A 26,397-nucleotide genomic window follows, 5' to 3' on the forward strand; every position below is an offset into this window, starting at 1 on the left:
GCAAGAGCAAAGGAACACGATCATGGCCAGTCTGCTGCACCCCGACGCGCCGAACTTCCGCTCCTTCTGCGGCCTGGAGCTGCCGGACGGCCGCCGGGTGCGCCAGAAGCGCTTCTACCGCTGCGCCTCGCCCCGCACCTTCGGCCCCGCGGGCCTGGAGGCGCTGGAGGCGCTGGACCCCTACGCGGTGATCGACCTGCGCGGGCGCGACGAGGCGGCGGCGAACGCCTACGTGCTGCCGGACTCGATCCGCGACCGCCGCGTGGCCCTGCCCATCGAGCCCAAGACCGGCGACCGCGTGCGCGAGCTGCACGAGGCCGGCAAGCTGGACCGCGAGAGCGCGCGCGAGGCGATGCGCGAGACCTACCGCTATTACGTCGAGGAGAACGCCGACGTCTTCCACGACCTGCTGCGCCTGGCGCACGAGAGCGGCGGCCGCCCGATCGTGTGGCACTGCGCGGCGGGCAAGGACCGCACCGGCTTCGCGGGCGCGATGATCCTGGGCACGCTGGGCGCGGCGGAGGAGGCGGTGATGGCCGACTACCTCGCCACCAACGACCTGTGGGCGCCGCCGGCCAACTCCACCGTCAGCGCGGTGCCGGAGATGGCGCGCGAGGCGCTGCGCCGGGTCGAGGCGGATTACCTGCAGACCGCGCTCGACGCGGTGGCGCGCCGCTACGGCTCGATGTTCGCCTTCGCGGCCGAGGCGCTGGGCGGCGAGGACCAGGTGGCGGTGTTCGTGACCGACGCGGTGGAGCCCGCCGCGGCCTGACGCCCGCCCGCCGACGCATCGAGACCGCCGCCGCCGGGGCCCCGGCGGCGGCGGTTTGCGTTTCGGGGGCGGCGCTCAGAACCGCTCGCGCGTCACCTGCTCGAGCTTGGCGAGGGTTCCGTCGAGGGTGCACAGGTCGGTGCCCGCGGTGGTGACCGCGTCGGCGGCGGCGGCGACGGCGAAGGCCAGCGCCTCGACGAAGGGGCGCCCGTCCGAGAGGCCGATGGCCAGCGCCGCCACGAAGCTGTCGCCGGCGCCGGTGGAGGACAGGACCTCGACCTTCGGGGGGGCGCAATGCCAGGCCTCGTCCGCGGTGGCGGCCCAGGCGCCGTCGCCGCCGAGGGTGACGATGGCGATCTCGGCCGCGCCCCGGTCGACGAGCTCGCGGGCCAGGCGCTCGGCCTCGGGGGGGCCGAACTCGGTCCAGCCCATCAGCTCCATGCCCTCGTAATGGTCCATGCGCAGGACATGGGCGCCGGTGTTGGGCTGGGCGGCGACGGCCAGCGGGCGGCCGGAGGTGTCGACGATCACCCGCGCCCCGATGCGCCCGGCCAGCGCGCAGAGGCGGCGGGGGAAGTCCTCGGGCACGCCGGGGGGCTGGGAGCCGGAGAGGACCACCAGGTCGCCCGGGCGCATCGCCTGGGTGAGGGCGGCGAGGGCGCCCTGCCAGACCGGCTCCCCCCACGGCTCGCCGGGCAGGACGAAGCGATACTGGCCGCCGCTCTCGCGGTCGTGGACGGCGATGCTCTGCCGGGTGGGGACGCCGCAGTCGTGCCAGACGGCGGGCAGGCCCTCGGCCTCGAACAGCTGGCGGTAGGCGGGGCCGAGGGGGGCGCCGGTGCAGATGAAGGCCTCAGACGCGCCGCCCAGCTTGCGGATCGCGCGGCTGACGTTGGCGCCGCCGCCGCCGGGGTCCATCTGCGGCGGCTCGCACCGCATCTTGTGGCCCTCCTCCAGCCGCTCGACCCCCGTGGTGAGGTCGAGCGCGGGGTTCAGGGTGACGGTCAGGATGCGGGACATGCGCGCTCCGTTCGCTTGGCTGCGGCGCGGAGCCTAGCGGAGCGGAGGGGGCGGGCTGAACCCCCTGCGGCGACGCAGCATGGGCCGCGCGTCAGCCGAGGGTGAAGAGGGGGCGGAACTCGGTCATGTCGTCGAAGAGGCAGACCTCCGGCGGGCCGAGATCGAGGGCGGGGAGGGCGTCGAGCAGCGCGGCCTCCGCCTCGGCCAGGATGGCGTCGGCCGCGGCGGCCTCGTGGGGCGCGGGCCAGTCGATCAGGTAGGCGAGCGTGATGTGGAAGCGGTACTCGGCATGCCCCGGGCGGGCCGAGAGGCCGGTCGCCGCCGCCATCCGGTCGCGCAGCGCGCGCAGGCGCGCGTCCTCGGCCGGGGTCTCGCCGCGCAGCGCCACCCCCATGCCCGAGGGCGAGAGGGCGAGCCCGTCGAGCGCCATGCGGAATACGGGGGCGGTGTCGAGGGCGAAGCCGCGCAGCCGCTCGGTCGTCCGCGCGTCGGCGAGGCGGCCGTCGAGCGTGGGGTCGAGGTCCTGCGGCCAGGCGGCGCCGCGGCGGCCGTGCAGCAGGATGTCGAACATCGTCATGTGGAACGACGACGGCGGCAGCCAGGCCCAGAAACGGGCGAGGCCCGCATCCTCCATCCGCGCGCGCACGGCGGCGAGCGCGGCGTTGGCGGCGGGGTCGCGGACGTGGGCGACGACGGTGCAGCCCGGGTCGGGCAGCGCGTGGCCGCGGGCGTCGAAGCGCAGGTCGAGATAGGTGGGCGGGGCCTCGCCCTGACGGGCGGCGATGGCGTCGGAGAGCCTCACAGCCGCGCCCCCGTCTGGGCGTGGAACAGGTGCAGGTCGGCGGGGTCGGCGGTCAGCGACAGGGGGCCGCGCGGGATCGGCAGGGCGGCGTCGGCCGCGACCACCACCGGCGCGCCGGCGGCGAGCCCGTGCAGGAGGCGGGTGGCGCCCAGCTCCTCGACCGCCTCGAGCGCGAAGGGCAGGCCCGGGGCGTCCGTGGCGAGGCGCGCCTTCTCCGGGCGCAGGCCGGCGGTGACGGGGCCGTCGGGGGCGCCGGCGGGGGCGGGGATCGCGGCCTCGCCCACCCGCAGGGCGCCGCGGTCGATCCGCGCCGCGACCAGGTTCATGGCGGGCGCGCCGATGAAGGAGGCGACGAAGGTGGTGGCGGGGCGGGCGTAGACCTCGGCCGGGGTCCCCATCTGCTCGACCAGGCCCCCGTTCAGCACCACGATGCGGTCGGCGAGGGTCATCGCCTCGACCTGGTCGTGGGTCACGTAGATGGCGGAGACGCCCAGCCGGCGCTGGAGCTTGCGGATCTCGAGCCGCATCTGGTTGCGCAGGCGCGCGTCGAGGTTCGACAGCGGCTCGTCGAAGAGGAACACCTTGGGGTCGCGCACGATGGCCCGGCCCATGGCGACGCGCTGGCGCTGGCCGCCCGAGAGCTGGGCGGGCTTGCGGTCGAGGAACTCCTCGATCTGGAGGAGGGCGGCGGCCTCGGCCACCTTGCGCTCGATCACGTCCTTGGGGGTCTTGCGGTTGCGCAGGCCGTAGGCGAGGTTCCGGCGCACCGTCATGTGGGGGTAGAGCGCGTAGTTCTGGAACACCATGGCGATGTCGCGCTCGGCCGGGTCGGCCTCGTTCACGCGGCGGCCGTCGATGCGGATCTCGCCCTCGGTCACGTCCTCGAGGCCGGCGACCATGCGCAGGAGGGTGGACTTGCCGCAGCCCGAGGGGCCGACGAAGACCACCAGCTCCCCCTGCCCCACCTGGATGTCGACGCCCTTCACCGCGAGCGCGCCGTTGGGATAGCGCTTCACCGCCCCCTCGATCTCGAGCGTCGCGTGCCCGGCGGGGCGCGGGGCCGCGGCGGGGGGCTCGGAATACAGGTGGTCGTGCGCGGCGGCTTCCAGGATCTTGATCATTTCTCGGTCTCCACCAGGCCCTTCACGAAGGCGCGCTGGAAGATCAGGACGATCAGCGCGGGCGGAAGCATGGCCAGGATCGCCATGGCCAGGGCCTTGTTGTACTCGGGGATGTTGGCGCCGATCCACACCTGGAGGATCTGGCGGATGCCGCGGACGATGGTGAACAGGCTCTCGTCCGTCGTCATCAGCGCGGGCCAGAGGTACTGGTTCCAGCCGACCACGAACATGATGATGAAGATCGCGGCGACCATGGTCTTCGACAGCGGGACCAGGATGTCGATGAAGAAGCGCACCGGGCCCGCGCCGTCGATGCGCGCGGCCTCCAGCAGTTCGTCCGGGACGGACTTGAAGAACTGGCGGAAGTAGAAGGTCGCGGTCGCCGAGGCGATCAGCGGCAGGATCATGCCGGTCCAGCTGTTCAGCAGGCCCATCGACTGCACCACCTCGTAGGAGGGCAGGATGCGCACCTCGAGCGGGAGCAGCAGGGTCGAGAAGATGATCCAGAAGGCGAGCGCGCCGAAGGGGATGCGGAAGTAGACGATGGCGTAGGCGGCCAGCATCGAGATCACGATCTTGCCCACCGCGAAGCCCAGGCCCAGCAGGACCGAGTTCCACAGCATCCGCACCCCGGTGATGTCGCCGGTGAAGCCGCCGCGGTCGAAGAGGACCGCGCCGTAGGTGTCGGCGAAATGCCCGCCATAGCCGAGCTGGAGGCCCTCGGAGTGGATCACGATCGGGTCGTAGGTCGAGGAGGCGAAGGCCACCAGCAGGGGCGCCGCCATCAGCAGCACGCCCAGGATCAGCACGACGTGGTGATAGAGCTGCACCCGGTCGCGGCGGCGTTTCGCGCCCGCCCTGGCGGCGGCGCGCGACCAGGAGTCGGCGAGGGCGGGATCGGTCGAGACGGTCATGGATCTGTCCTCAGGCGTAGTGGACGCGCCGCTCGATCAGGCGGAACTGGACGACGGTCAGCAGGAACACCGCGACCATCAGGATCACCGACTGCGCCGAGCTGCCGCCCAGGTCCTGCCCGCGGAAGCCGTCGAGGAAGACCTTGTAGACGAGGGTGACGGGGTTGTTGCCCGGCTCCCCCTTCAGCATCACGTCGACGAGGCCGAAGGTCTCGAACAGGGCGTAGGTGATGTTGATGATCAGCAGGAAGAAGCTGGTCGGGGCGAGCAGCGGGAACACCACCGTCCAGAAGCGCCGGATCGGGGAGCGGCAGTCGATCGAGGCGGCCTCCTTGAGGCTGTTGGGCACGCCCTGCAGGCCGGAGAGGAAGAAGATGAAGTTCACCGGGATCTGCTTCCACGCGGCGACGGTCATCATCGCGATCGCGGTGTCGGTGTAGTCGAAGCCCACCCGCATGTCCCAGCCCAGCCAGCCCGCGAAGGTCTTCAGCGGGCCGATGTGCTGGTCGAAGAGCATCGAGCCCACCAGCCCCGCCACCGGGGGGGCGATGGCGTAGACCCACATCAGCGCCGTCTTGTAGCTCGACCGCCCCCGCAGCACCGCGTCGGCCGAAACCGCGAGCGCCAGCGCGACGGCGAGCGACACGAACGCCACCACGACGGTGAACAGCGCCGTGAACCAGGCGGCGCGCGCGTAGGAGGCGTTGGTGACCGCGTCCACGTAGTTGTCGACGCCCACGAAGGTGCGCGTGCCGAAGAACGGGTCCTCGATATGGAACGAGGAGATCGCCGCCTCGGCCGAGGGCCACAGGAAGAAGATCGCGACGATGGCCATCTGCGGCAGCAGCAGCAGGTACGGCGTCGGGGAGGGGCCGAAGAGGGCCTTCTTCATGGGCTCGGGCTCGTCAGATCGAAGGGGGGCCGGGACGCGGGGATCGGCGCGGCGCGCCTGCGCCGCCGGGACCGGGATGCGCCGACCGTCCACGAAGGGGCCGGGATGGCGCGTCCCCGCAAGGTGGAGACGGGGGCGCCGCGCGGGCGCCCCCGTTCGGGGAGAGGGGCCGGGATCAGCCCGAGGTCTTGGCGAAGCGCTCGAGGATCTTGTCGCCCTCGGCGTCGATCGTCTTCAGCGCGTCCTCGACCGAGGTCTCGCCGGAGAAGATCTTGCCCGTCTCGCGGTTGATGACGTCGCGGACCTGCGGGTAGAAGCCCAGGCGGTAGCCCTTGGTCCACTCGCCCGCCGGCAGCATCAGCTGCAGGATGCCGGTCTCGGCGGAGGGCTTCTCGTCGTAGTAGCCGTCGGCCTTGGCCATCTCGTAGGCGGCGGTGGTGATCGGCACGTAGCCGGTCTCGCGGTGCCACATGTACTGGACCTCGGGCGAGGTCAGGAACTCGAAGAACGCGGCGGTGGCCTTGTTCTCCTCGGCCGGATGGCCGGCCAGGGCGAACAGCGCGGCGCCGCCGATGAAGGTGGACCCGCCCGCGCCCTCGACCGAACCCCAGTAGGGCAGGAAGGTCGAGGAGAACGGATGCTTCATCGACTGCTGCAGGCCGCCGAAGGAGCCCGAGGAGCCGATCCACATCGCCACGTCGCCGTTCTCGAACGGCTGCTGGTTGTCGTTCCAGCCGGGGCCGTAGTAGCCGAACAGGCCCGCCTGCTGCCACTCGCGCAGCTTCTCGAAGTGATGCTGGATCTCAGGGGTCGAGGACAGCAGCAGCTCGACGCTCTGGGCGGAGTCGTAGCCGTTGTTCTGCGTGGCGAAGGGCAGGTTGTGGCGCGAGAAGAAGTTCTCGACGAAGATCCAGGGCATGTGGCTCTGGGCCAGCGGCACGTAGCCCGCGGCCTTGAGCTTCGGCGCGATCTGCTCGAACTCCTCCCAGGTCTTGGGGGCCTCGACGCCGGCTTTCTCCAAAGCCTCGGTGTTGTAGTAGAGGATCGGGGTCGAGGAGTTGAACGGCATGCCGATCATCTTGCCCGACGCGTCGGCGTACATGTAGCGCACGCCGTCGATGTAGTCGGTGACGTCGAAGCCGGCGCCGGCCTCGTTCAGCAGGTCCTCGGCGGGCAGCACCGCGCCCTTGGCGCCGATGATCGTGGCCGAGCCGGCGTCGAACACCTGCACGATGTTGGGCTGCTCGCCGGCGCGGAAGGCGGCGATGACGTTGGTCAGCGTCTCCTCGTAGCCGCCCTTGTAGACGGGCGTGATCTTGTACTCGGACTGGGAGGCGTTGAACTGGGTGGAGATCTCGTTGACCACCTCGCCCAGCTTGCCGCCCATGGCGTGCCACCAGGTGATTTCGGTCTGGGCCTGGGCGGCGGCGGCGGAGGCGGCCAGCGCGCCGGCGGCGAGCAGCGTCTTGCGGAACATGCGTCATCCCTCGGTTGGACGTCGGGAGCCCGCGCATCCCGGAGGGGACCGCGGGCGAACCGGGGGCGATGCCTAGCGCCGGTCGATGTCGCGCCGATCACGGTTTCATGTCGTTTGCATTGCAATCAACCGGGGCGGCGGGGGTAGCGAGGGGGCCGCGCTCGGGCGCGTTAATCCTTTTTTAGGACGACTCGGCCAGACCTAAGCTTGGGGACTTGGGTTCGAGGAGTTTGGGTCATGCGGCTTCCGGCGCGCGCGATGGCGTTGGCATGCAGCGCGGAGGGCGTCTTCGCGATGTGCTGGCTGGCCGTCTACGTCCTGGCCAGCGAGCTGGACGCGATGGACCACGTCCTGACCCTGATGGAAGCGCATGAGGACTGGGAGCTCGACGAGCTCGTGCTCGGCTTCACCGTCGCCGGGGCGCTGGCGACGGCGACCCTGGTGCGGCGCGGCCTGAACCTGCGCCGGGCCGAGTTCGGACGCGACCGGGCCGAGGGGGAGGTCGCCTGGCTCGCCCGGCACGATCCGCTGACCGGCCTGTTCAACCGCCGCTTCGTCGACGAGATGATCGCGCGGGAGGGGGCCGAGCGGCGCCGGGCCCCCGACCGCCGGACGGGGGAGCGGCCCTGGGGCGCGGGCGGCGACCGCCGCGATTCCGCGAGCCCGGGGGCGGACGGACTGGACCGGGGCGCCGTGCTGGCCCTGGACCTCGACGGCTTCAAGCAGGTCAACGCATTGGTCGGCCACGACGGCGGCGACGCGCTGCTGCGCGAGACCGCGATGCGCCTGCGCGCGCTGGTCCCCGGCGGGGTGATCGCGCGGCTGGGCGGGGACGAGTTCGCGATCTTCGTCGACCGCGTCCAGGTGCCCGACGCGATGGCTCTGGGCGCGCGCATCTGCGCGGCCCTCGCCGAGCCGATGGAGGTGCCGGGCGGAACCGTGCGCGTGGGCGCCTCGGTCGGCGTGGCGCTGCTGCCGGAGGATGCGCGCAGCCCCGGCCCGGCGCTGGGCATGGCCGACGCCGCGCTCTACGCCGCCAAGGACGGCGGGCGCGGCCATACCGTGCGCTACCGCGCCGAGATGGGCGACGCGCTGACCCGACGCGCCGCGCTGGAGACCGGGCTGCGCCGCGCGCTGGCCCCCGGCGAGAAGGCGGCCGAGGACCCGGCGATCTCGCTGGTCTACCAGCCGATGTTCGACCTCGAGACCGGGCGCCTGGCGGCGTTCGAGGCGCTGGCCCGCTGGACCGGCGCCGACGGGGCGCCCGCCGCTTCGCCCGAGGAATTCGTGCCGCTGGCCGAGGAGACGGGCCAGATCATGCGCCTGTCCGAGCGGCTGCTGGCCGAGGCCTGCGCCGAGGCGACGCGATGGCCGGCGGAGGTGCGCCTGTCCTTCAACCTCTCGCCCGCCCAGATGGGCGACCCGGAGCTGGCGGGGCGCCTGCTCGCCACGCTCGAGGCCTCGGGCCTGCCCCCCGAGCGCCTGCAGGTCGAGGTGACCGAGACCGCGGTGATGCGCTGCCCGGACATGGGGGCGCTGATCCTCGACGGGCTGCGGGAGGCCGGGGTGCAGGTGGCGCTGGACGATTTCGGGGCGGGCTATTCCAGCCTCGCGCAGCTCGCCCGGCTCAGTTTCGACGCGATCAAGATCGACCGGGGCTTCGTCTCGCGCGCCGGCGACGAGGGCGACGGGGACGAGATCCTGGCGGCGGTGATGGGGCTTGCGCGCGGGCTGGGCGTGCGCGCCACGGCCGAGGGGATCGAGACCCAGGCCCAGCTCGCCCGCCTGCGGGACCTGGGCTGCGCCTGCGGCCAGGGCTACCTGCTCGGCCGCCCCGTGGAGGCGGAGGCGGCGATGGCCGTGATCGCCCGGGACCGCGACGGGACGGCGTGGGCCGCCCCGGCGCCCCCCTCCCCCGACGAAATCCGCCGCGCCGGCTGAGCCGACGCGGCGGGAAAGGCTTCGCCCGCAGGACCGGGCGCGGGACGGGGACGGCGGGCGGGGCGAGGCGCGAAGCGCGAGCGCCCGTCCGTCGCCCCGTCCGGGGATCAGGCGGCGGCGGAGGCCGCGCCGCCCGCGAAGCGGGCCAGGCGCTGGGCGATGATCTCGTCGGCCTCGGCCATGATCCGGTCGATCAGTTCCTTCACCGTCGGCACGTCGTGGATCAGGCCCTGGATCATGCCCGCCGACCACACGCCGTGGTCGGTGTCGCCGGAGGTCAGGCCCTCGCGGCCGCGCACGCCCTTGACCAGGTGGGCCACCTCCTCGAAGGGCTTGCCCGCCTTCTCGGCCTCGACCACCTGCTGGGAGATCGCGTTCTTCGCCACGCGGGCGGTGTTGCGATAGCTGCGGAAGATCAGGTCGGTGGCGCGCTCGTCATGCTCGACCATCGCCTGCTTGAAGGCGTCGTGGATCGGCGCCTCCTTGGTGGCGCAGAAGCGGGTGCCCATGTTGATGCCCTCGGCGCCCAGCGCCAGCGCCGCCACCAGCCCGCGCCCGTCGCCGAAGCCGCCCGAGGCGATCATCGGGATCTTCACCTTGTCGGCCGCGGCCGGGATCAGGATCAGGCCGGGGATGTCGTCCTCGCCCGGATGACCCGCGCATTCGAAGCCGTCGATCGAGATCGCGTCGACGCCCATCCGCTCGGCCGACAGCGCGTGGCGAACGGCGGTGCACTTGTGGATGACCTTCACGCCGGCGGCCTTGAAGGCGTCGACATGCTCCTGCGGCTTGTAGCCGGCGGTCTCCACCGCCTTGATGCCGCCCTGGATGATCGCGTCGCGGTATTCCGCGTAGGGCGGGGGCGTCAGCGTCGGCAGGATCGTCAGGTTCACGCCGAAGGGCTTGTCGGTCATCTCCTTGCAGCGCGCGATCTCCTTGGCCAGCGCCTCGGGCGTCGGCTGGGTCAGCGCGGTCAGGAAGCCCAGGCCGCCGGCGTTGGCCACGGCGGAAACCAGCTCGGCCGTGCCCACCCACTGCATGCCGCCCTGGGCGATGGGATGCTCGACGCCGAACAGCTCGGTGAAACGGGTCTTCATGTCGTCCTCCTCCGCGCCTCTGTCGGGCGCCCTTTGCGGGACGGGCCGAGGGTGCGAAACCCCCGGCCCGGCCGTGTCCTCCCCGAAGCTTACGCGCACGTCAGACGGGCGCGAAACCCCTGACGTCGCGGCTCAGCGCGGCGCCATGCGGATGGCGCCGTCCAGGCGCACGTCCTCGGCGTTGAAGTAGCCGGTCTCGATCATGCACATGGCGAGCTTGGCGTACTCGTCCGGGTCGCCCAGCCGCGGGGGATGGGGGACCGAGGCCGAGAGCGCCGCCTTCACGTTGTCGGGCGCGCCCTGCAGGAGCGGCGTGTTGAAGATGCCCGGCAGGATCGTGTTGATCCGGATGCCCTCGGAGGCGAAGTCGCGCGCGATGGGCAGGGTCATCGCCACGATGGCGCCCTTGGAGGCGGAGTAGGCCACCTGGCCCATCTGCCCGTCCTCGGCCGCGACCGAGGCCGTCATCACCATCGCGCCGCGGTCGCCGCAGTCCAGCTTCTCGACCTCGAGCATGCCGGCGGCGGAGCCGACGATGCAGCGGAAGGTGCCGATCTGGTTGACCTCGATGATCTTCTTGTAGGCGTCGATCGGGAACTTCTTGATCTCGCCCGTCTTGCGGTCGCGCCCGACGGTCTTGATCGCGTTGCCGATGCCCGCGCAGTTCACCAGGATCCGCTCCTGCCCCTGGGCGGAGCGGGCCTTGGCGAAGCCCTCGTCGACGGAGGAATCCGAGGTCACGTCGACCTGGCAGAAGGTCCCGCCGATCTCCTTGGCGAGCGCCTCGCCCAGCTCGGCGTTCAGGTCGAACAGCGCGACCTTGGCGCCGGCGGCCGCCAGCCGCTTCGCGGTGGCCGCGCCCAGGCCGGAGGCGCCGCCGGTGACGACGGCGGAAAGTCCTTTGACATCCATAATCTTACACAACCTCGATGATGGTCACGTTGGCGACGCCGCCGCCTTCGCACATGGTCTGCAGGCCCCATTTCTTGCCGCGCGCCTTCAGCGCGTGGATCAGGGTGGCCATCAGCTTGGTGCCCGAGGCGCCCAGCGGGTGGCCCAGCGCGATGGCGCCGCCGTTGACGTTCAGCTTCGCGTGGTCCGCGCCGACATGCTTCAGCCAGGCGAGGGGCACGGGCGCGAAGGCCTCGTTGACCTCGTAGAGGTCGATGTCGTCGATCTTCATGCCGGCGCGCTTCAGGGCGCGGTCGGTGGCGTTCAGCGGCTCCTCGAGCATGATCACCGGGTCGCCGGCGGTCACGGTCAGGTTGTGGATCCGCGCGAGCGGGGTGAGACCGTGGGTCTTCACCGCCTCGGCCGAGGCCACCAGCACGCCCGACGAGCCGTCGCAGATCTGCGAGGCGTTGCCGGCGGTGATCACGCCGCCGTCGACCAGCGTCTTCAGGCCGGAGAGGCCCTCCATCGAGGCGTCGAGGCGCACGCCCTCGTCCTGGGTGTGGAACGAGCCGTCGGCCAGCTCCAGCGGCACGATCTCGTCCTTGAAGGCGCCGGCCTGGATGGCGGCCGCGGCGCGCTTGTGGGACTCGAGCGAGAAGGCGTCGAGCTGCTCGCGGGTGAAGCCGTGCTTCTGCGCGATCATCTCGGCGCCCGCGAACTGGGTGAAGGCGATGTTGGGGTACTTCTTGTCGAGACCCGGCGACTTGGCCGAGCCCGGCTCGAACGAGCGGGTGAAGCGGCCCGACGAGCCCATGGGCACGCGGGTCATCGACTCGACGCCCGCCGCGATCACCAGGTCCATCGAGCCGGACATGACCGCCTGCGCGGCGAACTGGATCGCCTGCTGGGAGGAGCCGCACTGACGGTCGATCGAGACCGCGGGCACGTGCTCGGGCAGCTTCGAGGCGAGGACGGCGTTGCGGCCGATGTGCAGGCCCTGCTCGCCGACCTGGCCGACGCAGCCCATCACCACGTCCTCGATGGCGGCGGGATCGACGCCCGAGCGGTCGACGACCGCGTTCAGCGACTGGGCGGCCAGATCGACGGGGTGCCAGTCGGCGACCTTGCCGCCGCGGCGGCCCCCGGCGGTGCGCACGGCGGCGCAGATATAGGCTTCAGCCATGGTTTCCTCCTGAGTCTTTGTTCGGTGTCGGGGCGGCGTCAGCCGCCGAACTTGGCCGCGCGCTTCTCGAGGAAGGCGGAGACGCCCTCGGCGAAGTCCTTCGAGCGGCCGGCGTCGCGCTGGTGGTCGCGCTCGGCCTGCAGCACCTCCGCGAAGGAGCCGTCGGCGGCGAACCAGGCCTGCTTGCGGATCAGGCGCAGCGAGGGCTGGGGGCCCTTGGCGAGGCGCTGAGCGAGCTCCATGGCGGTCGCGTCGATCTGGTCGTCCTCGACCACCCGGTTGACGAGCCCCCAGGCGAGCGCCTGCTCGGCCGGGATCTTCTCGGCGAGGAGCATCATCTCCATGGCCCGCGCGCGGCCGGCGGCCCGGGTCAGCAGCCAGGTGGCGCCGCCGTCGGGAACGAGGCCGATGCGCGCGAAGGCGAGCATGAAATAGGCCGACTTGCCGGCCACGATCATGTCGGCCGCGAGCGAGATCGAGGAGCCGACGCCCGCCGCCGCCCCGCGCACCGCCGAGACGATGGGAACCTCGGAGTCGCGGATCGCCATCATCAGCGGGTTGAAGTTCTTCTCCAGCGTGGCGCCCGCGTCGGAATTCGGGTCGCCCGGCTGCACGGTGCCGCCCGAGAGGTTGGCGCCCGAGCAGAAGGCCCGCTCGCCCGAGGCCAGCAGGATCGCGCGGGAGGATTTGCCCGCGGCCTCGATCGCCTCCTTCATCTCGGTCGCGAGGTCCGAGGTGATGGCGTTCATGGTCTTGGGATCGTTGAGGCGGATGACGGCGACGTCGCCGTCTGTCTCAACCAGGAGCTTGTCGGACATGGGTGTCTCCGGCTTGGTCCGGCGCGCGGGCCGCGAGGGCCCGCGCGGGATCGGTCAGCGGTACTCGGGCGTTTCCCAGAAGGGGAAGTAGTCGGGCATGTCCGTGGACACCTTGTCGGGGAAGTTCGGCGCGCGCTTCTCGAGGAAGCTCTGCACGCCCTCCTTCACGTCGGCCGACATGCCGCGAGAGGCGATGCCGCGGCTGTCGACGCGGTGGGCCATCATCGGATGCGGCTCGCCCAGCATCTTCCACATCATGTTGCGCGCGAGCGCCACGGCGACGGGGGAGGTGTTCTCCGACATCTCCTTCGCCAGCGCGCGCGCGGCGGGGAGCAGGTCCTCGGGCTCATGCTTGGAGCGCGCGAAGCCGGTCGCCAGCGCCTCGTCGGCGTCGAAGATGCGGCCGGTGGTGACCCACTCGACGGCGCGGGAGATGCCGACCACGCGGGGCAGGAACCACGAGGAGCAGGCCTCGGGCACGATGCCGCGCTTGGGGAAGACGAAGCCGACGCGCGCCTTGGTCGAGACCATGCGCACGTCCATGGGCAGCTGCATGGTGGCGCCGATGCCGACCGCGGGGCCGTTGATCGCGCCGATCACCGGCTTGAGGCTGTCGAAGATGCGCAGCGTCACGCGGCCGCCGCCGTCGCGCAGCTCCTCGGCCGAGTAGTCGTTGGTGCCGTCGGGGTTCTTCTTGATGAAGTCGCCGGTGGTGAAGACCTTGGCGCCGTCGCCCTTGCCGCGCTCGAGATCGGCGCCGGCGCAGAAGCCGCGGCCCTCGCCGGTGACGATGACCACGCGCACCCGGTCGTCGGCGTCCGAGACGTCGAAGGCTTCGATCATCTCGTTCATCATGTCGCGGGTGAACGCGTTCAGCTTGTCCGGACGGTTCAGGTGGATCGTGAAGATCCCCTCGTCCAGGGTCGTGAAGATCGTCGAGTAGTCCTTGCGCTCCACCATGGGGGCGTCTCCTCCGGGGTTCTTTTGTCGTTGGCCGGGGGCGCCGGTTCACGCGCCCCCGGAGGCGGGGGCCCTCAGTGGACCTGGCGGTCCTGGCCTTCCCAGTAGGGCTTGCGCAGCTCCCGCTTCAGAAGCTTGCCGGACGCGTTGCGGGGCATCTCCTGGATCACGTCCACCGTCTTGGGGCACTTGAAATGCGCGAGCCGGGTGCGGACGAAGTTGATCACGTCGACGGGGTCCAGCGTCTGGCCCTGCTTGACGGTGACCACGGCCTTCACCGCCTCGCCCCACTTGTCGTCGGGCACGCCGATGACGGCGGCCTCGGAGATGGCGGGGTGGGCGTAGAGGGCGCTCTCGACCTCGGCCGGGTAGACGTTCTCGCCGCCCGACACGATCATGTCCTTGATGCGGTCGTGGATGTAGAGGTAGCCGTCCGCGTCCATGTAGCCGGCGTCGCCGGAGCGGACCCAGCCCTCGGCGTCCTTGGCCTTCGCGGTCGCCTCGGGGTTGTTGTAGTAGCCGGCCATGTTGTTGCCCGACAGGATCGCGATCTCGCCGATCTCGCCGACGGGCAGCTCGTTGCCGTCCGCGTCGATGATCTTGATCTTCGAGCCGGGCAGCGCCTTGCCGGCGGAGCTGAGGCGCTTGGGATCGCGGGAGCGGTGATCCTCGGGCGGCAGCAGGCTGATCGTGCCGGTCGTCTCGGTCATGCCGTAGCACTGGCAGAAGTCGCAGCCGAAGACGGTCAGGCACTCCTCCAGCAGAGGCACGGGCATGGGCGCCGCGCCGTAGGCGATGTTCTTCACGTGGGAGAAATCGGCGGCCTGCGCCTGGGGCGTGCGCACGATGAACTGCAGCGCGGCGGGCACCAGGAAGGCGTGGGAGACGCCGCGGTTGATGAACAGGTCCAGCGCCTCGAGCGGGTTGAACTCCCGCGTGATGATCGCCTTGGCGCAGTTCGCGAACGACAGGCACCACACGCCGATGCCGCCGATATGGGCGAAGGGCATGCAGACCAGCATGACCGCGTCGTCGTCCATGGTGTCGTAGTTCATGCCCGCCTCGGACATCAGCGTGCGCTGGCCGAGCAGGTTGGCATGGGTCAGCATCACGCCCTTGGGCAGGCCCGTGGTGCCGGAGGTGAACAGCACCAGGCAGGTGTCGTCGGGCTGGCCGAGGTCGCCCTTGAACTCCGGATCCTGCGCGTCGCGCCAATCGAAATAGGCGGGGAATGCCTCGGAGCCGCCCTCGGTCGCGATGATCGTCACGTCCTTGGGAAGCTGGTCGCGGATCTCCTCGACCGCGCTCAGGAATTCGGGGCCGACGGCGAGCACGTCGGGGACGAAGCGCTCGAGGATCTGGCCGATCTCGGCAGGGGCGAGGCGCCAGTTCAGCGGGCCGAAGAAGCAGCCGGCCTTGCACGAGGCGATGAACAGCTCGAACGCCACGTCGGAGTTCTTGCCCCAGTAGGCGACGTTCTTGGCGCCCAGCGCCTGCAGCCCGTTCGCCGCCTGGTCGGTGTAGCGGTCGAACTGGGCGAAGGTGGTGACGCGGCCCTCGAATTCATGGACCATCACGTCGGGGCGGCGCTTCGCGTTGGAGCGGCACAGCGTGCCCATCGTCTTCAGCGCGGCGGGGTCGATCATTCCGTGGTCTCCTCCCTGAACGGGCGGCGGCCTGTGCCGGCCGCATCGCCCGGATTGTCGTGCGCCCTGCGGTCTTCGCGCCGCCGGGGCGGTCCCGGCGCACTCGACGTCGCCGGGGCGGTCCCGGCGCACTCGAGGTCGCCGGGGCGGGCCCGGATCGAGCGGGCTCAGATCGAGCGGGACACCAGTTCCTTCATGATCTCGGAGGTGCCGCCGTAGATCCGCTGCACGCGGGCGTCGCGCCACAGGCGGGCGATCGGATACTCGTTCATGTAGCCCGCGCCGCCGTGGAGCTGGAGGCAGGCGTCGACCATCTCCCACTGCATCTCGGTGTGCCAGAGCTTGGCGGCCGAGGCCTCGTAGGCGTCGAGCTTGCCCTCGACGTGACGCTTCAGCGCCCAGTCGACATGCGCCCAGCCGACCTGGAGCTTGGACTTCAGCGACGCCAGCGTGAAGCGGGTGTTCTGGAAGTCGAAGATGGTCTGCTTGAAGGCGGTGCGGCCCTTGGTGAACTTCACCGCCTCGTCGAAGGCCCGCTGCGCGCCGGCCTGGGCGGCGAGCGCGATCGACAGACGCTCCTGCGGCAGCTGGCTCATCAGGTAGACGAAGCCCTTGCCCTCTTCGCCGAGGCAGTTGGTGATCGGCACGCGGACGTCCTGGAAGAACAGCTCCGACGTGTCGGCCGAGTGCTGGCCGACCTTGTCGAGGTTGCGCCCGCGGGAGAAGCCCTCGCGGTCCGCCTCGACCAGGATCAGGGAGATGCCCTTGGCGCCCAGCGTCGGGTCGGTCTTGGCCACCACCACGATGAAGTCGGCGTTCTGGCCGTTGGTGATGTAAGTCTTCTGACCGTTGACGACGTAGTGGTTGCCGTCCTTCTTCGCGGTCGTCTTGACGCCCTGGAGGTCGGAGCCGGTGCCCGGCTCGGTCATCGCGATGGCGGAGATCGCCTCGCCCGTGACCATCTTGGGCAGCCACTTCTTCTTCTGCTCTTCCGAGCCGTACTCGACCAGGTAGTCGGCGACGATGTCGGACTGCAGCGTGAAGCCGGCCGACGAGCCGAGATAGGCGAGCTCCTCGGCGACCACGGCGTTGTAGCGGTAGTCGAGGCCCATGCCGCCGTAGGCTTCGGGCACGGTCGGGCACAGGAGGCCCGCCTCGCCGGCGGCGAGCCAGACCGAGCGGTCGACGATGCCGCTCTGCTCGAATTCGTCGAGACGCGGAGCCAGGTGGCGGTCGAAGACCTTGCGCACGGCGTCGCGGAACAGCCCGTGCTCCTCTTCGTAGACGTGGCGGTCCATGGCGTCGAGCATATGATCCTCCCGATGGGCTTCAATCGGCCTTGGGGGTATTAACTAACCAATTAACTTGGGCCGGACAAGCGGCTTGCAAGGCGCCGATCGTCACGGTTCCGGGCGGCCCGGAACGGCGCTCGCCGGCGCGGGGGACCGCGCCGGCGAGAGCGTTCGGCAGCCGTGAAACGCGGGGGCGCTCAGCGCTTTGCGAGCAGCCCGTCCATGATCAGCGTGATGGTGGTGTCGACGTAGGCGCGGCGCAGCTCGTCGTCGATATGGTCGATGCCGTGGACGTATTTCAGCACGAATCGCGCCGAGAAGATCTGGTCCGCGGACCCTATGGCGATGAAGTAGAACAGCCGCGAGTCGATGGGCTTGAATTCCCCCGCCGCCACGCCTTCGGAGATCATCCGCTCATAGGCGTGGGAGATCGGGGCGAGGTACTTCTCGGCGATGTCGCGCGCGATCTCGGCGTTCTCGTCGCGCATCGTCTTGATCAGCAGCCGCTGCAGGTAGGGGCAGCGAAAATACATGCGCACCAGGCCCGACAGGTGGTAGCGCATCTTCTTGGACGGGCTCATGTCCATCTCGACCAGCTCCGAGAGCTGGGTGATCGAGGCGCCCAGGTCCCGCTCGAGCAGGGCGAGCATCAGGCCGTTCTTGTTGCCGAAATAGTACTTCACCAGGGCCGAGTTGACCCCGGCCTCGGCGGCGATCTCGCTGATCGGCACGTTCAGCGTGTCGCGCCGCCGCATCAGCTCGCTGGCCGCCGTCAGCAGCAGGTCGCGGGTCGACATGCGTCCTTCCTCGGCCGCGGCGGCCGACTCGCTCTTCATCGCCAAGTTAAACTGTCCCTCGGTTCATTTCCCGGACCTTAATCGCGGAGAGAACCGTTGTCACGCAGCGGTCGTCGGCCGGCCGGCCGGTCGGGCCGCGGCGTTCCTGCTGCGCCGCACCCATGGCGCCGCGTCGCGGCGCGGAGTAGTCTTGCGCGCGACAGGCGCGCGCCCCGCGCCGCCGCCCAGCCAGCGCCAGAGGAGCCGACGTGTCCGAGCCCGACCCCCATGCCATCCCCGGACCCCAGCTCGTCTCGGAGCTGATCGACCTGCTGGACGTCGAGCGGCTGGAGATGAACCTGTTCCGCGGGCAGGTCGCCGAGGCGGACGAGGACTCGATCCGCATCTACGGCGGCCACGTCATCGCCCAGGCGCTGATGGCCGCCTACAAGACGGTCGAGGGCATGGCCTGCCATTCGCTGCACGCCTACTTCATCCACCCCGGCGACCCGGCGATCCCGGTGATCTACGAGGTGGACCGCGCCCGCGACGGCCGCAGCTTCGCCACCCGGCGGGTGATCGCGGTGCAGCACGGCCGGCAGATCTTCAACCTCGCCGCCTCCTTCCAGCGGCCTGAGGAGAGCTGGAGCCACCAGCACGACGCGCCCCAGACGCCCGGCCCCGACAGCGGCCTGCGCTCGCGCCACGAGATCCGCGAGGAGATCCGCCGGCGCACCGGCAAGCCCGAGACCCTGGGCCCGACCCACATCTACGCCATCGAGATGCGCGAGGTGGAGCCGCAGGACCTGCTGGAGCCCAAGGTCCTGTCGGATTTCAACCGCCTGTGGATGAAGCTCGCCGCCCCCGCGGACCAGCCGCCCGAGGTGCACCAGTGCCTGCTGGCCTACGCCTCCGACATGAACCTGCTGAGCTCGGGCACCCGGCGTCACGGCATCTCGTGGCGGCGCGGCGACGCGATGCAGGCCTCGCTGGACCACGCGATGTGGTTCCACAAGCCGGTCGATTTCAACGACTGGCTGCTCTACTCGATGGACAGCCCCTTCTCCGGCGGCGCCCGCAGCTTCAACCGCGGCCAGGTGTTCACCTCCTCGGGGGAGCTGGTGTGCTCGGTCGCCCAGGAAGGGCTTATGCGGCCGATGAAGAAGAAGGGCTGAGGCGGCCTTTCGGAACGGAAACGGGCGGCCCCGCGGGGCCGCCCGTTTCGTTTTCAGCCTTCCGTCGTCCTCACCGCCCCCGGATCCGCGGGTCCAGCGCGTCGCGCAGCCCGTCGCCGATGTAGTTCACCGACAGCACCGTCAGCGAGATCGCGAGGCCGGGCCAGATCACCCGGTCGGGGGTCAGGGTCATGAAGTTCGCGCCGTCGTAGAGGAGCCGGCCCCAGGTGGGGAAGTCGGAGGGGAAGCCGAGGCCCAGGAACGACAGCGCGCTCTCGGTGATGATGGCGTTGGCGACGCCGAGCGTGGCGGAGACCATGATCGGGCTCAGCACGTTGGGCAGGATGTGGCGCAGGATGATGCGGCGGGACGGCGTGCCGATGGACTTGGCGGCGAGGACGAACTCCCGCTCCTTCAGGGCGAGGACGTCGCCGCGCACGATGCGGGCGGTCTGCATCCAGCTGGTGATGCCGATGACGAACACGATCAGGATGAAGATGCCGCTCTCGGGTCCGAAGGCCGTTCGCAGCATGTCGCGGAACAGCATGATGATGACCAGCAGCAGCGGCAGCAGCGGCAGGGCCAGGAACAGGTCGGTGAAGCGCATCAGGGGCCCGTCGAGCCGCTTGAAATAGCCCGACAGCACCCCGATCAGCGTGCCCACCAGCAGCGAGAGCAGCATGGCGGTGACGCCCACCGCGAGGCTGACCTGCCCGCCCGCGATGATCTGGGCGAGCATGTCGCGGCCGAGGTTGTCGGTGCCCAGCGGATGCTCCCAGCTCATCAGCTGGTTCTTGGCGCGGATGTCGAGCTTCTGGGGGTCCACGTCGTGGATGAAGGCGCCCAGCGTGCACAGCAGGATGATGAACAGGAACACCGCCATGCCCGCCAGCGCGCCGCGGTGAGAGGCGAACTGGCGCCACACGTCCGCCCATTGCGAGCGGTGGCGCGGCATCTCGGGGGCGGCGACGAGGGCGGGGCCCCCTGCGGGGGTCGCGCCGCCGGCGGGGATCGGCTGGTCAGTCATAGCGGATCCTCGGGTCCAGGATGCCGTAGAGCAGGTCGGCGATCAGGTTGAACAGCACGATCAGCACGGCGAAGATGAAGGTCAGGGTCTGGACGGTGGGAATGTCGCCGCCCTCGATGGCGCCGATCAGCAGCTGGCCCAGGCCGTTCACCTTGAAGATCTGCTCGGTGATGATCGCGCCGCCGAAGACCTGCGGCAGGTTCAGCGCCAGCACCGTCACCACCGGGATCAGCGAGTTGCGCATGACGTGGACGAGCACCACCACGCGCTCGGTCATGCCCTTGGCGCGCGCGGTGCGCACGTAGTCCTGCCCGAGGTTGTCGAGCATCGAGGCGCGCATGAACCGGCTGATCTGGGAGGCGTTGTAGAGGCCCAGCACCATCGTGGGCATGATCATCTGCTTGATCTGGTAGACGAAGCTGTCCCAGTCCGTGACCTCGTGCGTGGTGTCGTAGATCGAGGGGAACCACTCGAGGTTCACCGAGAAGATCACGATGAACAGCAGGCCGGTGAAGAAGGTCGGGATCGAGAAGCCGACCATCGAGAACAGCGTGCCGAACTGGTCGAACCAGGAATATTGCCGGTAGGCCGAGATCACCCCGATCGGGATCGCGATCAGCGCGCCGATCACGTAGCTCATGCCGACCACCCAGAGGGTCTGGGGCATGCGCTGGGCGATCAGGTCGACCACCGGAGACCGCGTCTGCCACGACAGGACCCGCAGCCGGTCGCCGTCGCCGAAGCTCCAGCCCGTCCATTGCTCGATCAGGTTCAGGGGCTCGTTCACGAAGAACTGGATCAGCCATTTCCAGTAGCGCACCGCGAAGGGCTCGCCGAGGCCGAGGCTGAGGCGGATCTTCTCGCGCACCTCCGGCGGGATGGTCAGCGGCAGCTGCGCCGTGGGGTCCGAGGGGGCGAGGTCGAGGATCGCGAAGATGATGAAGCTGATCGCCAGAAGCGCGGGGATCGCGAACGCGAGCCGTCTGAGGGTGTAGGTCAGCATGGGCGTCTCTGGGGCTCGGCCGGCGCGCGCAGGCGGGGCGACGGGGCGTCGGCCTGGGGGCGTGCGGCGGGGAGATCGGCGCGCGACGGAGAGCCGCCCCCCTGCAGGAGGGGGGCGGCGGGGCGCGCGGGCGCGGCGGGCGCGCCCGGGCGCGGATCGCTCACTCGGCGCGGGTCCAGTCGGCGATGTTCCACAGCTCGCTGTCCCACTCGTTCATCTTCACGCCCGAGAGCGTGACCGAATGGGCGGAGACGCCGCCGCGGTGGATCAGGGGGATGATCGCGCCGGACTCCATGAGCATGTCGTTCATCTTGATCGCCAGTTCGGCGCGCTTCTCCAGCTCCGCCGTGCCGGCCATCTCGGCGACCAGCGCGTCATATTCCGACGAGCAGTAGCGGGGCATGTTCGCGCCCAGCCAGTTGGTCTTCGGCGACGGGATCTCCGAGCAGCGCCAGGAGGCCATGTAGGCTTCCGGGTCGGTGCCGTCGAAGTTGTTCGTGTACATCTCGATGTCGGCGTAGAACTTCTGGAACGTGTCCGGGCTGGACGGGTCGCCCCCGAAGAACACCGAGGCGGAGATGTTGCGAAGCTCCGTCTCCACCCCGATCTCGGACCACATCTGCTTGATCAGCGCCTGGGTGCCCTGGCGGACCGAGTTGGTCGAGGTCTGGAACAGGATCGACAGGCGCACGCCGTCCTTGGCGCGGACCCCGTCGGAGCCCATGGCGTAGCCGGCCTCGTCCAGCAGTTTGTTGGCCGCCTCGATGTCCTGGGTCTTGCACCAGTCGTTGTTCTTGGAGTTGTAGACCTCCGGCGCGGGCAGCACGTTGCAGGTCACCTGCCCCGCGGCGCCGTAGCCGGCCTCGACCAGGATCTCGCGGTCGATGGCGAGGCTGAGCGCCTTGGTGACGGCGGGATCGGTCAGGAACGGATGCGGCCCGCCCTCGGCGGTCGAGCGCTTGTCGCCCAGCGCCGGGTCGGGGTTGGTGAAGTTGGAATGCAGACGCTCGACCGAGGTGCCGAAGGCCGAGACGACCTTGCCCTTCCCGGCCGCGGCCATCTGGGTGAGGATCTCGGGCTCCACCTGCAGGTTCCAGGCGTAGTCGAACTCCCCGGTCTCGAGCACCGAGCGCGCGGCGGCCGCGGCGTCCCCGCCGCCCTTGAAGACGACCGTCGAGAAGGCGGGCTTGTCGGCCTCGCGGTAGTGGGGGTTGGGGGCGAAGACCACCACGTCGTTAGGCTTGAACTCCGAGACCACGAAGGGCCCGGTGCCGTGGGGGCCGAAGTTCGCCTCGGTGCACTCGGGGGCCTTGGCGCCCATGCAGTCGGCGAACTGGGCCTTCTGGATGATCGGCGACAGGGCGCCGACGAAGGGCCCGTAGGGGAAGGGCTTGGCGACCGCAAAGTTGACCTTGACGGTCAGCGGGTCGACGACCTCGACGCTCTCGACGTCGGTGAAGGCGGCGACCTGCTGGCAGCCGCCGGTCTCGTCCATGCAGTAGGCGGCGGTGAAGGCCACGTCCTCGGCGGTGAAGTCGGTGCCGTCGGACCACTTGATGCCGGGCTTCAGCTTCCAGGTGATCGACTTGAGGTCTTCGGAGACGCCGCCGTTCTCCAGCGTGGGGATCTCGTCGACCAGCCAGGGGACCATGGTCCCGGTCTCGTCGTAGCGGGCCAGCGGCTCGAGCACGAGGGAAGAGCCCTCGACGTCCTTGGTGCCGCCCGACAGGAACGGGTTCAGGATCGAGACGGCCTGCCAGTAGATGATGTTGAGCTGGCCGTCGGCGCCGCGTTCGGCCTGCGCGGGCGCGGCCCCCGCGATCAGCGCCGCGGCGCAGGCTCCCGCGAGCAATCTGTGCATCGGTTTCATGGTCTCTCGATCTCCCTGTTGGTGGAGGCGGCCCCGGATTTTTTGCCCGGGTGCCGCAGGTGGAGGCGGGTCAGTCCGACAGGTGGCAGGCGGCGTAATGGCCGTCCGACACGCGTCGGAAAGCGGGGGTCTCGACCGCGCAGCGGTCGAAGGCGAGGGGGCAGCGGGTGCGGAACCGGCAGCCCGAGGGCGGGTTCGCGGGGCTGGGCACGTCGCCCTTGAGGATGATGCGCCGCCGGTCGGCCTCGCGCCGCGGATCGGGCTCGGGCACGGCTGAGAGAAGCGCCTGGGTGTAGGGGTGCTTGGGCACGGAATAGAGCTTGTCGCGGGGCGCAAGCTCGACCATCCGGCCCAGGTACATGACCGCCACCCGGGTCGCCATGTGGCGCACCATCGACAGGTCATGGGAGATGAAGAGGTAGGTGAGACCGAGGCGTTCCTGGAGCTCTTCCAGCAGGTTGACCACCTGGGCCTGGATCGAGACGTCGAGCGCCGCGATGGGCTCGTCGCAGACGATGAAGCCGGGATCGAGGGCGAGCGCGCGGGCGATGCCGATGCGCTGGCGCTGGCCGCCCGAGAACTCGTGCGGGTAGCGGTTGGCGAAGCTTCGTCGCAGGCCGACCTGGTCCATCAGCTCGTAGACGCGGGCGTCGCGCTGCTTGCGGGTCAGCGAGAGATGCTCGCTCAGCGGCTCGGCGATGATGCCGGCCACGTTCATCCGCGGGTTGAGGCTGGCCTGCGGGTCCTGGAAGATCATCTGCATCTTGGGGCGGCGGGCGCGCAGCGCCTCCCCCTCGATGTGGGTGATGTCCTCGCCGTCGAGGATCACCCGGCCGCGGGTGATCGGGGTCAGGCGCAGGACGGCGCGGCCGGTGGTGGACTTGCCGCAGCCGGATTCGCCCACCAGGCCCAGCGTCTCGCCCTTCAGGACGTCGAAGCTGACCTCGTCCACCGCCTGCACCGCGCCGACCTGGCGGCGCAGCAGGCCCTTGTGGATGGGGAAATGGACCGAGAGGTCCTGCACCTGCACCAGCGGCTCCGCCGGGGCCGCGGCGGGCGCGGGGGCGTCGAGGGTCGCGGGATCGCTCATGCGGGGTCCTCCCCTGCGTCGGGCGGGGGGGCGTCGGGCGGGGGCGCGTCGGCCTCGGGCGGGGTCCACCAGCAGGCGACCCGGTGGCCCGGGGCGCCGCCGGGCTCCAGCGCCGGATCGGCCGCGAGGCACTTGTCGAAGGCGTGCGGGCAGCGCGGCGCGAAGGAGCAGGCCGTGGGCCGCGCCATCAGCACCGGCGGCTGGCCGGGGATGGTGCGCAGGCGCTTGGGGCGGTCGCCCTCGAGGTGGGGCATCGTCTCGAGCAGGGCGCGCGTGTAGGGGTGGCGCGGATCCTCGAAGATGTCGAGGACGGCGCCCTCCTCCACGATGCGGCCGGCGTACATGACGGCGACGCGGTCGGCGATGCCCGCGATCACGCCGAGGTCGTGGGTGATCCACACGATCGCCGCGCCCAGCCGCTGGCGCAGGTCCTTCACCAGCTCGATGATCTGGGCCTGGATGGTGACGTCGAGCGCGGTGGTGGGCTCGTCCGCGATCACCACCGCCGGCTCGCAGGCGAGCGCGATGGCGATCATCACCCGCTGGCGCATCCCCCCCGAGAACTGGTGGGGATAGTCGTTCAGCCGCGCCTCGGGGCTGGGGATGCCGACCATGGCCAGCAGCTCGGCCGCGCGCTTGCGGGCGGCGGACTTCGACAGGCCGAGGTGCGCGCGCAGCGGCTCCATGATCTGGAAGCCCACCGTGAACACGGGGTTGAGCGAGGTCATCGGGTCCTGGAAGACGAAGCCGATCTCGCCCCCCCTGAGCCTTCGCATGGCCTTGGGGGTCATCGCGGCCACGTCCTGGCCGCGGAATCGCACCGTGCCGCCCACGCGCCGGGCGGGCGGGCTCGGCAGCAGGTCGAGCGCGCCCATCATGGTGACGGACTTGCCAGAGCCGCTCTCGCCCACCACGCCCAGCAGCTCGCCGGGGCGCAGGTGGAAGCTGACGCCGTTCACCGCGTGAACGGCGCCGTCGCGGGTGTCGAAGACGGTCTCGAGGCGATCGACCTCGAGCACGGGCGCATCTTCGGCGCCCTGCGTCATGGCGGCGGTCGCCGGCGCGCCGTCAGCCAAGGGCGCTCCGTTCCGCCGCGCAGGCGTCGGCCGTTCGCATGGTTCTGTCTTCCCTGTCGGACCCAGTTTTTTCGGGTTCTGATTGAATCAGAGAATACCAATACGGCTGGCGCCGCAACGCAAAACGACGCGACGGGAGCGAATTATCGATAATCTTCAGCGGACCCTGCGTCACCCGCCTGCGGGCGCGCTTGACCGCGCGGGCGGGGGCGGCGCAGGCTGTCGCGCGCCCCCGCCCCCAGGAGCCCTCCGGATGCCCCAGACCTACACCCCGCGCGAAATGCTGGCGAAGCTGGTGTCCTTCGACACCGTCAGCGCGAAATCGAACCTGGAGCTGGTGGGGTTCGTGAAGGACTACCTCGAGGGGCATGGCGCGCGGGTGCACCTGATGCCCGACGAGACCGGCGAGAAGGCGGCGATTCTGGCCAACATCGGCCCCGAGGTTCCCGGCGGCACGGTCCTGTCGGGCCATACCGACGTGGTGCCGGTGGAGGGCCAGGCCTGGAGCACCGACCCGTTCCGGATGGTGGAGCGGGACGGCAAGCTCTTCGGCCGCGGGACCTGCGACATGAAGGGATTCGACGCGCTGGCCCTGTGCGCGGCGGCCGAGGCCGCGAAGGCCGGCGTGAAGCGCCCCCTCCAGATCGCGCTGAGCTTCGACGAGGAGCTGGGCTGCCGCGGCGCGCCGCCGCTGGTGGCGGAGATGCGCAAGGTCCTGCCCCCCGCCTCGGCCGTGATCGTGGGGGAGCCGACCTCGATGGGCGTGGTCTCGACCCACAAGGGGGGCGCGGGCTTCACCACCTACGTCCACGGCTTCGAGGTGCATTCGAGCCAGGTGCACAAGGGCGTCTCGGCGGTGATGACGGCGGCCCGGCTGGTCACCTGGCTGGAGGACCGCATGGCCGAGAACCGCGCCAAGGCCGAGGCCGAGCCCTATGCCGAGGCGGCGGGGTTCGAGCCGCCCTGGACGACGCTGCACGTGGGCATCTTCCACGGCGGCACCGCGGGCAACATCACCGCGAAGGACGCCTGGTTCACCACCGACATCCGCGTGGTCCCGCCCGAGATCCCGGCCGACTGGGCGCGCCGCTACCAGGCGGAATGCGCCCGGCTGGAGGCGGAGATCCGCAGGATCCGCCCCGAGGCGCGCATCGACCCGCAGCCGCGCATCCCCGTCCCCCCCTGCCGGCGCGAGCAGAACGGCGAGGCCGAGCGCCTGGCCCGCACCATCACCGGCGACAACGCCGAGCGCGCGGTCGCCTTCGGCACCGAGGCGGGGTTCTTCCAGGAAGGCGGCTACTCGACCATCGTCTGCGGGCCCGGCGACATCGCTCAGGCCCACCAGCCCGACGAGTTCCTCTCGCTCGACCAGCTCCACAAGGGCGAGGCCTTCATGAAGCGGCTGGTGGAGATGCTGGCGGCCTGAGGCGGCGGCGCGACCGCTCCGGCCGCAGCCCCGGGACGCGCCGGCCTTCGCGCGCCCTCTTGGCGCCGCCCGGGGGGATCGGGGATCATGCGCCTGCGCGCCCGCGTACGAGGGGCGCCTCGCCC

General features: G+C 70.6%; 23 protein-coding genes. 4 read left to right on the forward strand and 19 right to left on the reverse strand.

Annotated features, from left to right (window positions below; genetic code table 11):
* The first annotated feature begins 22 nt into the window (after positions 1-22).
* Positions 23-772: a tyrosine-protein phosphatase gene (locus tag P2H44_RS15430; RefSeq protein ID WP_275764776.1), complete on the forward strand. Its 750-nt coding sequence runs from the start codon at positions 23-25 to the stop codon at positions 770-772.
* Positions 773-847: 75 nt separating this feature from the next.
* Here the strand turns inward: P2H44_RS15430 and P2H44_RS15435 are convergent, their stop codons facing one another.
* The 6 genes from P2H44_RS15435 to P2H44_RS15460 form a co-directional block, all read right to left on the reverse strand.
* On the reverse strand, positions 848-1,792 hold the full coding sequence (locus P2H44_RS15435) for a 1-phosphofructokinase family hexose kinase (protein ID WP_275764777.1): 945 nt from the start codon (positions 1,790-1,792) through the stop codon (positions 848-850).
* Positions 1,793-1,883: 91 nt separating this feature from the next.
* The gene (locus P2H44_RS15440; RefSeq protein WP_275764779.1) at positions 1,884-2,594 is read right to left on the reverse strand and encodes a DUF1868 domain-containing protein; all 711 of its coding nucleotides are present in this window, start codon (positions 2,592-2,594) and stop codon (positions 1,884-1,886) included.
* On the reverse strand, positions 2,591-3,715 hold the full coding sequence (ugpC, locus tag P2H44_RS15445; RefSeq protein ID WP_275764780.1) for a sn-glycerol-3-phosphate ABC transporter ATP-binding protein UgpC: 1,125 nt from the start codon (positions 3,713-3,715) through the stop codon (positions 2,591-2,593). The genes P2H44_RS15440 and ugpC overlap by 4 nt, the downstream gene beginning before the upstream one ends.
* Positions 3,712-4,500, reverse strand: coding sequence for an ABC transporter permease subunit (locus tag P2H44_RS15450; protein ID WP_275765091.1), 789 nt, complete (start codon positions 4,498-4,500; stop codon positions 3,712-3,714). Before P2H44_RS15450 ends, ugpC begins: the two co-directional genes overlap by 4 nt.
* A 139-nt stretch (positions 4,501-4,639) precedes the next feature.
* Complete coding sequence (locus P2H44_RS15455) at positions 4,640-5,521, reverse strand: ABC transporter permease subunit (RefSeq protein ID WP_275764782.1); 882 nt, start codon at positions 5,519-5,521, stop codon at positions 4,640-4,642.
* 175 nt (positions 5,522-5,696) lie between these two features.
* Positions 5,697-6,998 (reverse strand): extracellular solute-binding protein, encoded by a 1,302-nt coding sequence (locus P2H44_RS15460; protein WP_275764784.1) that lies wholly within the window; start codon positions 6,996-6,998, stop codon positions 5,697-5,699.
* A gap of 237 nt (positions 6,999-7,235) precedes the next feature.
* Between P2H44_RS15460 and P2H44_RS15465 the strand changes: the two genes are divergently transcribed.
* Positions 7,236-8,939 (forward strand): putative bifunctional diguanylate cyclase/phosphodiesterase, encoded by a 1,704-nt coding sequence (locus tag P2H44_RS15465; protein ID WP_275764786.1) that lies wholly within the window; start codon positions 7,236-7,238, stop codon positions 8,937-8,939.
* Positions 8,940-9,046: 107 nt separating this feature from the next.
* Here P2H44_RS15465 and P2H44_RS15470 read toward each other — a convergent pair whose 3' ends face one another.
* The 8 genes from P2H44_RS15470 to P2H44_RS15505 form a co-directional block, all read right to left on the reverse strand.
* The gene (locus P2H44_RS15470; protein ID WP_275764788.1) at positions 9,047-10,036 is read right to left on the reverse strand and encodes an NAD(P)H-dependent flavin oxidoreductase; all 990 of its coding nucleotides are present in this window, start codon (positions 10,034-10,036) and stop codon (positions 9,047-9,049) included.
* Positions 10,037-10,168: 132 nt separating this feature from the next.
* Positions 10,169-10,948: an SDR family NAD(P)-dependent oxidoreductase gene (locus tag P2H44_RS15475; protein ID WP_275764789.1), complete on the reverse strand. Its 780-nt coding sequence runs from the start codon at positions 10,946-10,948 to the stop codon at positions 10,169-10,171.
* Between the two features lie 4 nt (positions 10,949-10,952).
* On the reverse strand, positions 10,953-12,113 hold the full coding sequence (locus P2H44_RS15480) for an acetyl-CoA C-acetyltransferase (RefSeq protein ID WP_275764791.1): 1,161 nt from the start codon (positions 12,111-12,113) through the stop codon (positions 10,953-10,955).
* A 38-nt stretch (positions 12,114-12,151) separates the two neighbouring features.
* A complete protein-coding gene (locus P2H44_RS15485; RefSeq protein WP_275764793.1) occupies positions 12,152-12,931 on the reverse strand; it encodes an enoyl-CoA hydratase-related protein in 780 nt (259 codons plus the stop codon).
* Positions 12,932-12,985: 54 nt separating this feature from the next.
* On the reverse strand, positions 12,986-13,891 hold the full coding sequence (locus P2H44_RS15490) for a crotonase/enoyl-CoA hydratase family protein (protein ID WP_275764795.1): 906 nt from the start codon (positions 13,889-13,891) through the stop codon (positions 12,986-12,988).
* 74 nt (positions 13,892-13,965) lie between these two features.
* Positions 13,966-15,537, reverse strand: coding sequence for a long-chain-fatty-acid--CoA ligase (locus P2H44_RS15495; protein ID WP_275764797.1), 1,572 nt, complete (start codon positions 15,535-15,537; stop codon positions 13,966-13,968).
* 167 nt (positions 15,538-15,704) lie between these two features.
* The gene (locus tag P2H44_RS15500; RefSeq protein WP_275764799.1) at positions 15,705-16,847 is read right to left on the reverse strand and encodes an acyl-CoA dehydrogenase family protein; all 1,143 of its coding nucleotides are present in this window, start codon (positions 16,845-16,847) and stop codon (positions 15,705-15,707) included.
* Positions 16,848-17,026: 179 nt separating this feature from the next.
* Positions 17,027-17,626 (reverse strand): TetR family transcriptional regulator, encoded by a 600-nt coding sequence (locus P2H44_RS15505; protein WP_275764800.1) that lies wholly within the window; start codon positions 17,624-17,626, stop codon positions 17,027-17,029.
* A 248-nt stretch (positions 17,627-17,874) separates the two neighbouring features.
* Here P2H44_RS15505 and P2H44_RS15510 point away from each other — a divergent pair, with 248 nt between their 5' ends.
* Positions 17,875-18,780 (forward strand): acyl-CoA thioesterase, encoded by a 906-nt coding sequence (locus P2H44_RS15510; RefSeq protein WP_345799002.1) that lies wholly within the window; start codon positions 17,875-17,877, stop codon positions 18,778-18,780.
* Between the two features lie 70 nt (positions 18,781-18,850).
* Here the strand turns inward: P2H44_RS15510 and P2H44_RS15515 are convergent, their stop codons facing one another.
* From P2H44_RS15515 to P2H44_RS15535, 5 genes are all read right to left on the reverse strand, one after another.
* The gene (locus tag P2H44_RS15515; protein WP_462976298.1) at positions 18,851-19,807 is read right to left on the reverse strand and encodes an ABC transporter permease; all 957 of its coding nucleotides are present in this window, start codon (positions 19,805-19,807) and stop codon (positions 18,851-18,853) included.
* Positions 19,800-20,810, reverse strand: a complete 1,011-nt coding sequence (locus P2H44_RS15520) for an ABC transporter permease (protein WP_275764802.1) — start codon at positions 20,808-20,810, stop codon at positions 19,800-19,802. Before P2H44_RS15520 ends, P2H44_RS15515 begins: the two co-directional genes overlap by 8 nt.
* Positions 20,811-20,970: 160 nt before the next feature.
* Complete coding sequence (locus P2H44_RS15525; protein WP_275764804.1) at positions 20,971-22,680, reverse strand: peptide ABC transporter substrate-binding protein; 1,710 nt, start codon at positions 22,678-22,680, stop codon at positions 20,971-20,973.
* A gap of 70 nt (positions 22,681-22,750) precedes the next feature.
* Positions 22,751-23,770, reverse strand: coding sequence for an ABC transporter ATP-binding protein (locus P2H44_RS15530; RefSeq protein WP_275764806.1), 1,020 nt, complete (start codon positions 23,768-23,770; stop codon positions 22,751-22,753).
* Positions 23,767-24,816 (reverse strand): ABC transporter ATP-binding protein, encoded by a 1,050-nt coding sequence (locus tag P2H44_RS15535; protein WP_275765095.1) that lies wholly within the window; start codon positions 24,814-24,816, stop codon positions 23,767-23,769. The genes P2H44_RS15530 and P2H44_RS15535 overlap by 4 nt, the downstream gene beginning before the upstream one ends.
* A gap of 283 nt (positions 24,817-25,099) precedes the next feature.
* Here P2H44_RS15535 and argE point away from each other — a divergent pair, with 283 nt between their 5' ends.
* Positions 25,100-26,272 (forward strand): acetylornithine deacetylase, encoded by a 1,173-nt coding sequence (gene argE, locus P2H44_RS15540; RefSeq protein WP_275764808.1) that lies wholly within the window; start codon positions 25,100-25,102, stop codon positions 26,270-26,272.
* Positions 26,273-26,397: the final 125 nt, after the last annotated feature.

The organism is Albimonas marina, from assembly GCF_029223255.1.
Taxonomy (GTDB): Bacteria; Pseudomonadota; Alphaproteobacteria; order Rhodobacterales; family Rhodobacteraceae; genus Albimonas.

Bases quoted from the DNA above. Each gene is read 5' to 3' on its own strand.
- P2H44_RS15430 (WP_275764776.1), top strand. From the start codon at position 23: ATGGCCAGTCTGCTGCACCCCGACGCGCCGAACTTCCGCTCCTTCTGC.
- P2H44_RS15435 (WP_275764777.1), bottom strand. From the start codon at position 1,792: ATGTCCCGCATCCTGACCGTCACCCTGAACCCCGCGCTCGACCTCACC.
- ugpC (WP_275764780.1), bottom strand. From the start codon at position 3,715: ATGATCAAGATCCTGGAAGCCGCCGCGCACGACCACCTGTATTCCGAG.
- P2H44_RS15450 (WP_275765091.1), bottom strand. From the start codon at position 4,500: ATGGCGGCGCCCCTGCTGGTGGCCTTCGCCTCCTCGACCTACGACCCG.
- P2H44_RS15455 (WP_275764782.1), bottom strand. From the start codon at position 5,521: ATGAAGAAGGCCCTCTTCGGCCCCTCCCCGACGCCGTACCTGCTGCTG.
- P2H44_RS15460 (WP_275764784.1), bottom strand. From the start codon at position 6,998: ATGTTCCGCAAGACGCTGCTCGCCGCCGGCGCGCTGGCCGCCTCCGCC.
- P2H44_RS15465 (WP_275764786.1), top strand. From the start codon at position 7,236: ATGCGGCTTCCGGCGCGCGCGATGGCGTTGGCATGCAGCGCGGAGGGC.
- P2H44_RS15470 (WP_275764788.1), bottom strand. From the start codon at position 10,036: ATGAAGACCCGTTTCACCGAGCTGTTCGGCGTCGAGCATCCCATCGCC.
- P2H44_RS15475 (WP_275764789.1), bottom strand. From the start codon at position 10,948: ATGGATGTCAAAGGACTTTCCGCCGTCGTCACCGGCGGCGCCTCCGGC.
- P2H44_RS15480 (WP_275764791.1), bottom strand. From the start codon at position 12,113: ATGGCTGAAGCCTATATCTGCGCCGCCGTGCGCACCGCCGGGGGCCGC.
- P2H44_RS15485 (WP_275764793.1), bottom strand. From the start codon at position 12,931: ATGTCCGACAAGCTCCTGGTTGAGACAGACGGCGACGTCGCCGTCATC.
- P2H44_RS15490 (WP_275764795.1), bottom strand. From the start codon at position 13,891: ATGGTGGAGCGCAAGGACTACTCGACGATCTTCACGACCCTGGACGAG.
- P2H44_RS15495 (WP_275764797.1), bottom strand. From the start codon at position 15,537: ATGATCGACCCCGCCGCGCTGAAGACGATGGGCACGCTGTGCCGCTCC.
- P2H44_RS15500 (WP_275764799.1), bottom strand. From the start codon at position 16,847: ATGCTCGACGCCATGGACCGCCACGTCTACGAAGAGGAGCACGGGCTG.
- P2H44_RS15505 (WP_275764800.1), bottom strand. From the start codon at position 17,626: ATGTCGACCCGCGACCTGCTGCTGACGGCGGCCAGCGAGCTGATGCGG.
- P2H44_RS15515 (WP_462976298.1), bottom strand. From the start codon at position 19,807: ATGACTGACCAGCCGATCCCCGCCGGCGGCGCGACCCCCGCAGGGGGC.
- P2H44_RS15520 (WP_275764802.1), bottom strand. From the start codon at position 20,810: ATGCTGACCTACACCCTCAGACGGCTCGCGTTCGCGATCCCCGCGCTT.
- P2H44_RS15525 (WP_275764804.1), bottom strand. From the start codon at position 22,680: ATGAAACCGATGCACAGATTGCTCGCGGGAGCCTGCGCCGCGGCGCTG.
- P2H44_RS15530 (WP_275764806.1), bottom strand. From the start codon at position 23,770: ATGAGCGATCCCGCGACCCTCGACGCCCCCGCGCCCGCCGCGGCCCCG.
- P2H44_RS15535 (WP_275765095.1), bottom strand. From the start codon at position 24,816: ATGACGCAGGGCGCCGAAGATGCGCCCGTGCTCGAGGTCGATCGCCTC.
- argE (WP_275764808.1), top strand. From the start codon at position 25,100: ATGCCCCAGACCTACACCCCGCGCGAAATGCTGGCGAAGCTGGTGTCC.